General features: G+C 64.7%; 7 protein-coding genes and 1 pseudogene. 5 read left to right on the plus strand and 3 right to left on the minus strand.

The window, feature by feature from the left end:
- Positions 1-16 precede the first annotated feature (16 nt).
- Together CT676_RS35620 and CT676_RS35625 are read left to right on the plus strand one after the other, a co-directional pair.
- Positions 17-1,345, plus strand: a complete 1,329-nt coding sequence (locus CT676_RS35620) for an MFS transporter (protein WP_135216452.1) — start codon at positions 17-19, stop codon at positions 1,343-1,345.
- A gap of 72 nt (positions 1,346-1,417) precedes the next feature.
- A complete protein-coding gene (locus tag CT676_RS35625; protein ID WP_135216453.1) occupies positions 1,418-1,831 on the plus strand; it encodes a cytochrome c family protein in 414 nt (137 codons plus the stop codon).
- A gap of 179 nt (positions 1,832-2,010) precedes the next feature.
- Here CT676_RS35625 and CT676_RS35630 read toward each other — a convergent pair whose 3' ends face one another.
- A complete protein-coding gene (locus CT676_RS35630) occupies positions 2,011-3,402 on the minus strand; it encodes a M48 family metalloprotease (protein WP_028151370.1) in 1,392 nt (463 codons plus the stop codon).
- A gap of 133 nt (positions 3,403-3,535) precedes the next feature.
- Positions 3,536-4,306: a thermonuclease family protein gene (locus tag CT676_RS35635; protein ID WP_081369088.1), complete on the minus strand. Its 771-nt coding sequence runs from the start codon at positions 4,304-4,306 to the stop codon at positions 3,536-3,538.
- Between the two features lie 414 nt (positions 4,307-4,720).
- Between CT676_RS35635 and CT676_RS35640 the strand changes: the two genes are divergently transcribed.
- From CT676_RS35640 to CT676_RS35655, 3 genes are all read left to right on the plus strand, one after another.
- Positions 4,721-5,929 carry an ABC transporter substrate-binding protein gene (locus CT676_RS35640; RefSeq protein WP_135216454.1) on the plus strand — a complete coding sequence of 403 codons (1,209 nt, stop codon included), beginning with the start codon at positions 4,721-4,723 and terminating at the stop codon, positions 5,927-5,929.
- Positions 5,930-6,065: 136 nt separating this feature from the next.
- Entirely contained in the window at positions 6,066-6,854 is a 789-nt protein-coding gene (locus CT676_RS35650) for an enoyl-CoA hydratase (RefSeq protein ID WP_038943861.1), read from the plus strand.
- A gap of 2 nt (positions 6,855-6,856) precedes the next feature.
- On the plus strand, positions 6,857-7,609 hold the full coding sequence (locus CT676_RS35655; RefSeq protein WP_166065157.1) for a hypothetical protein: 753 nt from the start codon (positions 6,857-6,859) through the stop codon (positions 7,607-7,609).
- 58 nt (positions 7,610-7,667) lie between these two features.
- Here the strand turns inward: CT676_RS35655 and CT676_RS35660 are convergent.
- Positions 7,668-7,782 (minus strand): annotated as a pseudogene (locus tag CT676_RS35660) (IS110 family transposase); the annotation flags it as partial.

A 7,782-nucleotide genomic window follows, 5' to 3' on the forward strand; every position in this document is an offset into this window, starting at 1 on the left:
CGTTAAGGGCGCACGAATGGCGACGGCACAGACCCCTGCAATGGCAGACCTCCACTCGGGCGAGCACGGCCACGACCAGGCCAGTCCCGGCGAGATCGCCATCGGCGTCATCATCGGCCGCACCTCGGAATTCTTCGACTTCTTCGTCTACGCGATCGCCTCGGTGATCGTATTCCCGCGCCTGGTGTTCCCGTTCACCAGCGAGCTGACCGGCACCCTCTATTCCTTCATGATCTTCGCGCTGGCCTTCGTGGCCCGGCCGATCGGAACCGTCATTTTCATGACGGTCGATCGCGAGTACGGCAAAACCGCCAAGCTGGTCTCGGCGCTGTTTCTGCTTGGCACCGCCACAGTCGCGCTGGCGTTCCTGCCCGGCTATCACGACATCGGCGTTGCGGCGATCTGGCTGCTGGCGCTGGCGCGTATCGCGCAGGGTCTGGCCTGGGGCGGCGCCTGGGACGGCATGGCTTCGCTCCTGGCCCTGAACGCGCCGCCCTCCAAGCGCGGCTGGTACGCGATGGTGCCGCAATTAGGCGCCCCGCTCGGCCTGATCGTGGCGAGCGCGCTGTTCGCCTATTTCGCCGGTAACCTCTCGGCCGACGACTTCTTCGACTGGGGCTGGCGCTATCCGTTCTTCGTCGCCTTCGCCATCAACGTCGTGGCGCTGTTCGCGCGCCTGCGCATGGTGACGACGGAAGAATATGCCTCGTTGTTCGAGACCCGCGAATTGCAGCCCGCGCGCATCTCCGAGACCGTCGCGCGCGAGGGCCAGAACATCATGCTCGGTGCATTCGCGCCGCTCGCAAGCTTCGCGCTGTTCCACATGGTCACGGTGTTTCCGCTGTCCTGGGTGTTCCTGTTCACCCGCGAAAGCCCGGTGCGCTTCCTGATCATCGAGATCGTCGCCGCCGTGTTCGGCGTCGCGGCGATCGTGGCCTCCGGCATCATCGCCGACCGCGTCGGCCGCAAATCGCTACTGATGGGATCGGCCATTGCGATCGCGATCTACAGCGGTTTTGCTCCGCAGCTGCTCGATGCCGGCGCGTTCGGTGAGACCATCTACATGGTGATCGGTTTCATCCTGCTGGGTCTCTCTTTCGGCCAGTCCTCGGGCGCGATCGCCTCGAACTTCCGGCAGGCGTACCGCTACACGGCTTCCGCGCTGACCTCGGATATGGCCTGGCTGTTCGGTGCCGGCTTCGCGCCGTTGGTGGCGCTTCTGCTCGCCACCAATCTCGGCGTCATTGCGTCGGGTGCGTATCTGCTGTCAGGCGCGTTCTGGACCCTGCTCGCACTCTGGCTCAGCGGCCAGCGCGAGGCGGGCGACATGGACGCGGGCGCCTAAGCCGCGTCCAGCGGACGGGAATAAAATTCAGGCCGGACGATCCTGTTTGCGGCGACGCAAGCAGGAGATTCCATGAACGTCCGGTCCAATCCCGTCCACCCGCAAAGTTTTGCAAGCCTAGTCCTTACCGTAAGCCTGGTCCTCACCATCGTCGCGATCGTTTTCTCGACCGGGCTTGCCCACGCCACCGGCAACGTCGCGCGCGGCCAAACGCTCTACAAGGGCTGCGCAGATTGTCACTCCATCAATGAGAACGCTGTCGGCCCGATGCACAAGGGCGTGGTCGGTCGCAAGGCGGGCAGCGTGCCCGGCTATGACTATTCGGCCGATCTGAAGAACTCAGGGATCGTCTGGACCGAGGACAATCTCGACAAATGGCTGGCCGGACCGCAGGCCATGGTGCCGGAAACCAAGATGTTCTTCGACGTCCCGGACGCGCGGGATCGCGCTGACATCATCGCGTTTCTGAAGGAAAGGGCGCGGTAGGTCGGCAGAGCAGGTCTCGTAGGGTGGGCAAAGCGAAGCGTGCCCACCATCTGTCGCTATCATTACGGATCGTGGGCACGGCGCTACGCGCCTTTGCCCACCCTACGGCACTGTCTTTGTGGCCCGAGATCCCGGGTTCGCGCTAAGCGCACCCCGGGATGACGCGCGCTTTGCGCGCGTCAATCCGCCACGACCTTCACGCGATCCCGCACCTTCACCTGCGCGTTGCGATCGAGCCCGTTGAGCACGCGGAAGCGTTCGGCGGGATGATCGACGCCGGCCATGCGGTGGGAGAGCGATTCCACGGTGTCGCCGGGCTGCACGGTGATGACCTTGATGCGCAGGGGGCGCGCGGCCTGGATCTCGTCGAGCGTCAGGCGGCGGAATGAATTGACGGTCTCGCGCGCGTTGCGCTCGCTCTCGGTCGATTTCTGCCGAGCCGCGAAGATGAAGCGATAGACGTCGCTGCCGAAGCGCAACGCGTAGACCTTGAACTGCCACTGATCGCCCTTGGCGGTGGCGGAGGCTGCCGGAAAGCCGTTGATGGTGATGTCTTCGGTGGAGGCCTTCTCGACGCCCTCCATCCAGCCGGAATTCAGGTAATCGCCCAGCGACTGCTCGGCCGGCACCCTCACGACGTCGAAGCGCATCGCCTGCGAGCCGCCGTCGCGCACCCCGATCACCGCCTGCGCGGTGTTGTCGAGCGTGAAATTGTCCGGTGCCTGGAAGGTGAAGCCGAGCTTCGGATGCAGGAAACGCCGGCCGCGCACAAAACCTTCGCTGGGATCTTCGCCATAGACGAGGTTGTCGATCGCGGCGAGGTAGGTCTCGCGGTCGCGCTCGGCGCCCTCGGGCGCCGCATATTGCCGTGCGATGGTCTGCGCATTCTGCACGCGCTCGGGGGTCGCCGGATGCGACGAGGTGAAATCCTGCGCGCGCGGATCGAGCGAGGTCTTGCCGACCTTGAGCTCGGCATTGCGCTCCATCGCCGACAGGAAGCGGGCGGCGCCATAGGGGTCGAAATGTGCCTTGGCGGAAAGGCCGACGCCGATGCCGTCGGCCTCGAACTCCTGGTTGCGCGAAAAGCTCGCCATGGTGAGCTTGGTCTTGGCCAGCGCAAGCGCGGTGAGATCGGGATCGTTGCTCATGTCGGTGACGACGCGGGTGACGATCGCGGCCTGGCGCGCCTGGTCCTCGCGCATCGCGGCGTGCTTGGACAGCACATGCGCCATCTCGTGGCTGAGCACGGAGGACAATTCCGAGGTGTCGCTGGCGAGCGCGAGCAGGCCGCGGGTGACATAGAGCTGGCCGTTCGGCAGGGCGAACGCGTTCACCGCGCCGGAATTGAGGATGGTGACCTTATAGCCCTGGTCGGGGCGGTCGGACGCCGCGACGAGCCGGTCGACGGTCTTGCTGACGAGTGATTCGAGCCTGGGGTCGTCATAGGTCCCGCCGTAGCTCGCCAGGATGCGCTCGTGCTCCTTCTCGGTGGCGGGGGTCTGCGCGACGGCCGGTTTCGGCTTGGGCATCGCCACGGTCGGCGGGGCCGCCGCGGTCTGGAACCGGTTCATGTCGCCGCAACCGGCAAGGGCTGAGCCCAGCACGAGGCACAGCGCCGCCGGCGCAGCCCGCAGGCGGCGGCGTTCACTTGATACGTGCCGTTCTAGCACCCCATCCACGTCGCTTAACCCGTGCCTGGCCCTTTTAGGGCCTTACCCCTGTCGGCTCGTTTGCGCCCAGCAACTCGACCTGCCCTGCAAGGCGCACATCGATGCGCGGCCCTGTATTCCCCTCGACCCAGCCCCGGACGCGAATGCGTCGATTCTCCAGGGACTTAAGAGTGATCCCGGCATTCTCGAACGCGGGTTGCGTACGCTTTGAAATAGTCACGGCAAAGCCGCGTGTCCAGTTCCGTCCGAAGTTGAGGTAGGTGATTGCCCCAGCTTGCCGGACCGACAGGACTTTGCCCTCGACCACCATAAAGCGCCCTATCCCGGCCAAAATATCGTCCGGACTTTCCGCGTTTTTTATGGCCGACGCGTCAGCCCAGTTGCCCTTTTTTTGGCGCCGTGCCTCGGTCTCCGCCGCCATCAGGGCCGCCGCGCAGTCCTTGTCCGCGATCTCGGCGGAGACGAGTGCGTCGCCCTGGGCGAGCAGCACAGCCTGGATGGGGGCCTCGCTTTCGCCGACGAAGATGAGTGCGCCCTGACGGCCGTAGCGGTCGGGCGTGTCGTCGGTGCCGCGCAGCGTGACGTCGCGTCCGGTGAGCAGCGACGTCAGCGCCTGCTTCGTCGTTGCGGTTGGCTCGATCCCGGCGAGGCGCACCTCGCGGCCGTCATCGAGACGCACGCCACGCGCGTCGACGATTGCGGCGACGCGGCCGTCGCCCTGGGACTCGAACTGGCACGGTGCGGCGAACGCGGTGTGACCGGCGACGAGAGGAAGTGCGACGATGAGATGAAGCAGTCGCGTCACGGTGCCCGGAAAGGTTGCGTTGTGCTCTAGTTCTAACGCAAACGTGGCGAACCGCGAAGGCTATCGTAGGGTGGGCAAAGCGAAGCGTGCCCACGTCTTTGATTTGTCGCGCGGGCTCGTGGGCACGGCGCGAAGAGCGCGCCTTTGCCCACCCTACGGCAGTTCGCGTGATGCGTCGCCATTGCCTCACACTCGATCAGCGAATTAATGAACTTGCACAGCAATGACGGTGGAAACATTTCGCCGCAACATGCCATTCCGCTTTGCGGAAAACATGTGCGGCAATCATGCGCCCGCAACGCCCTCGCGCTTGCTGCGCACTTGCGCATGCGGCATGATTGCGGCAACAGCTTCAACCAAGAGCAATAACCAAGCCGCCATCAGAGTACGGCGCGATAAGGGAGGTCTTTTTCGATGAAGCATATTTTGTCGGGCATTTTTGCCGCAGCGTTTGCCCTGAGTGCGAGCGCCGCCGCGCAGGCCCAGGACAAGCCGCCGCTGAAGATCGGTGGCATCCTCGACATGTCGAGCCTCTATGCCGACATCACCGGTCCCGGCAGCGAGACCGCGGCCAAGATGGCCGTCGAAGATTTTGGCGGCGAGGTGCTGGGACGCAAGATCCAGGTGCTGGCGGCCGACCATCTCAACAAGGCTGACCTGTCCGCCAACATCGCCCGCGACATGCTCGACAACCAGGGCGTCGAGATGATCTACGACGTCGCGGCCTCGGCCACTGCGCTCGCCGCCGGCGAGATCGCGAAAGCGCGCAACAAGATCATCATGTTCAACGGCCCGGGCTCGATCCGTCTCACCAACGAGGCCTGCGGTCCCTACACCGTCCACTACGTGTTCGACACTTACGGCCAGGCCAACGTGACCGGTCTTGCCGCCGTCAAGTCCGGCCTCGACAGCTGGTTCTTCCTCACCGCCGACTACGCCTTCGGCCAGGACTTGGAGAAGGACACCAGCGCCGTCGTCACCAAGACCGGCGGCAAGGTGCTCGGCGCCGTGCGCCATCCGCTCAACACCTCGGATTTCTCGTCGTTCCTGCTCCAGGCTCAAGCGTCCAAGGCCAAGGTGATTGGCCTTGCCAACGCCGGCGGCGATACCGTCAACGCCATCAAGCAGGCGGCTGAGTTCGGCATCACCAAGGGCGGCCAGAAGGTCTCGCCGCTGCTCGCCTTCGTCTCCGACATCGATTCGATCGGGCTGGAGACCGCGCAGGGCCTGCTGCTCGCCGAAGCCTTCTACTGGGACCTCAACGACGACACGCGCGCGTTCTCGAAGCGATTCATGGAGCGCACCAAGCGCGTGCCGACCTCGGCGCAGGCCGGCGTCTATTCGTCCGTCACGCATTACCTGAAGGCCGTGAAGGCCGCGGGCACGACCGACTCGGCTGCGGTCATCAAGGTGATGAAGGAGACACCGATCAACGACTTCTTCGCCAAGAACGGCAAGATCCGCGAGGACGGCCGCATGATCCACGACATGTACCTGTTCGAGGTCAAGAAGCCGTCGGAGTCCAAGGGCCGCTGGGACGACTACAAGCTGCTCGCCACCGTGCCCGGCAACGAGGCGTTCCAGTCGCTGGAGCAGTCGCGCTGCCCGCTGGTGAAGAAATAGAGATCGTCATTGCGAGCGAAGCGAAGCAATCCAGAGATGTTTCCGCAGAGACGGTCTGGATTGCTTCGTCGCTTCGCTCCTCGCAATGACGGGTGTGGCTGAGGCCCGAGCAAAACAACAACAAGGGAGACGTTCCATGAACGACATGGTCCTGCAAAAGCTCGAAGGCGGGCTGCTCACCATCACGATGAATCGCCCGGAGCGGAAGAACGCGCTCAACCCTGACATGGTCGCCGGGCTGGTCGAGGCCGCGCGGCGCGCGGCCGACGATCCCGAGGTGCGCGCCGTGCTGTTCAAAGGCGCAGGCGGCTCGTTCTGCGTCGGCGGCGACGTCAAGTCGATGGCGGCAGGCCGTGCGCCGCTGCCGTTCGAAGTGAAAATGGCGAACCTGCGCCGCGGCATGGAGGTCTCGCGCATCCTGCACCAGATGCCGAAGCCCGTGGTGGCGCAGCTCGACGGCGCGGCAGCCGGCGCCGGCCTTTCGATGGCGCTGTCCTGCGACCTGCGCATCGCCAGCGAATCCTGCAAGATCACGACCGCCTTCGCCAAGGTCGGCTTCTCAGGCGATTATGGCGGCACCTATTTCCTGACGCAGCTGCTCGGCAGTGCGCGGGCGCGCGAGCTCTATCTGATGTCGCCGGTGCTGACCGCGAAAGAAGCGCATGCGATCGGCATGGTGACAAAAGTCGTTCCCGACGCCGAGATCGATGCCGCCGCGCACGAGCTCGCGCTGTCGCTGGCGCAGGGCCCATCGATCGCGCTCGGCTTCATCAAGCGCAACATCAACAACGCCGAGCATCTGGCGCTGGAAGATTGCTTCGACGGCGAGGCGATCCATCACACCCGTTGCAGCGACACCGAGGATCACAAGGAAGCCGCGAAGGCCTTTGTCGAAAAACGCAAGCCGACGTTCAAGGGCGCATGACGATGGCGCCCTATATGCGGCTCCGGCAGATCTGCCTCGTCGCGCCGCAGCTCGCGCCTGTGGTCTCCGACATCGCCGGGATCATGGGCCTCGACGTCTGCTACCGCGATAGCAATGTCGCCAAATACGGCCTGGAGAACGCACTGCTCCCGGTCGACACGATCCTGCTGGAGGTGGTCGCGCCGTTCAAAGGCGGCACCACCGCCGGCCGCTTCATCGAGAAGACCGGCGGCCGCGGCGGCTATATGGCGATCTTCTGCTGCAACGATCCGGACGAACGCGGCCGCAACGCCAATGCGATGGGCGTGCGCACCGCCAACGTGATCGACCACGCGCCCTATCACGGCGTCCAGCTCCACCCCCGCGACTGCCGCGCCGCCTTCATCGAGTTCAACCATACCAAAGGCAGCGACGATATTCTGGGGCCGTATCCGCCCGCGGGGCCGGACTGGCAAAAGTTCATCCGCAAGGATGTGACGCAGGCGCTGACGGGCGTGGAGATGCAGAGCCCGGATCCTCAGGGGCTCGCGGAACATTGGGGGAAGATCATCGGGGTCGTACCGAGTGGCGGCGCCGAATTGAAACTGCCCAATGCCACCTTCCATTTCGTGAAGGGCGCCAGCGAGATCATGAGCGCGCTGGAGTTTCAGGTGGCGGATGCCGCAAGCGTGCTGCATGCCGCGAAGGCGAAGGGACTCGCGGTTGCGGGGAACGAGTTTCTGCTCGGCGGGGTGACGTTCCGGCTTGCGGCGTGAGCGGTTGCCACACATACCGCCGTCGTCCCGGACAAGCGAAGCGCAGATCCGGCAACTGTTATGTCGGCTTGACGTTCAGGTAGGGCTTCCTGTCGCGCATCATGGCGTTGAGGACCGTCAGCAGCTTCCTGGCGACGGCAATGAGGGCGAGTTTGGCTGGTTTGCCGGCCTGT

The sequence above is a fragment of the Bradyrhizobium sp. MOS001 genome (assembly GCF_004634465.1).
Classification (GTDB): domain Bacteria; phylum Pseudomonadota; class Alphaproteobacteria; order Rhizobiales; family Xanthobacteraceae; genus Bradyrhizobium; species Bradyrhizobium barranii.

Coding starts and splice junctions, on each gene's coding strand:
- CT676_RS35620 (WP_135216452.1), top strand. CDS start 17: ATGGCGACGGCACAGACCCCTGCAATGGCAGACCTCCACTCGGGCGAG.
- CT676_RS35625 (WP_135216453.1), top strand. CDS start 1,418: ATGAACGTCCGGTCCAATCCCGTCCACCCGCAAAGTTTTGCAAGCCTA.
- CT676_RS35630 (WP_028151370.1), bottom strand. CDS start 3,402: ATGAACCGGTTCCAGACCGCGGCGGCCCCGCCGACCGTGGCGATGCCC.
- CT676_RS35640 (WP_135216454.1), top strand. CDS start 4,721: ATGAAGCATATTTTGTCGGGCATTTTTGCCGCAGCGTTTGCCCTGAGT.
- CT676_RS35650 (WP_038943861.1), top strand. CDS start 6,066: ATGAACGACATGGTCCTGCAAAAGCTCGAAGGCGGGCTGCTCACCATC.
- CT676_RS35655 (WP_166065157.1), top strand. CDS start 6,857: ATGGCGCCCTATATGCGGCTCCGGCAGATCTGCCTCGTCGCGCCGCAG.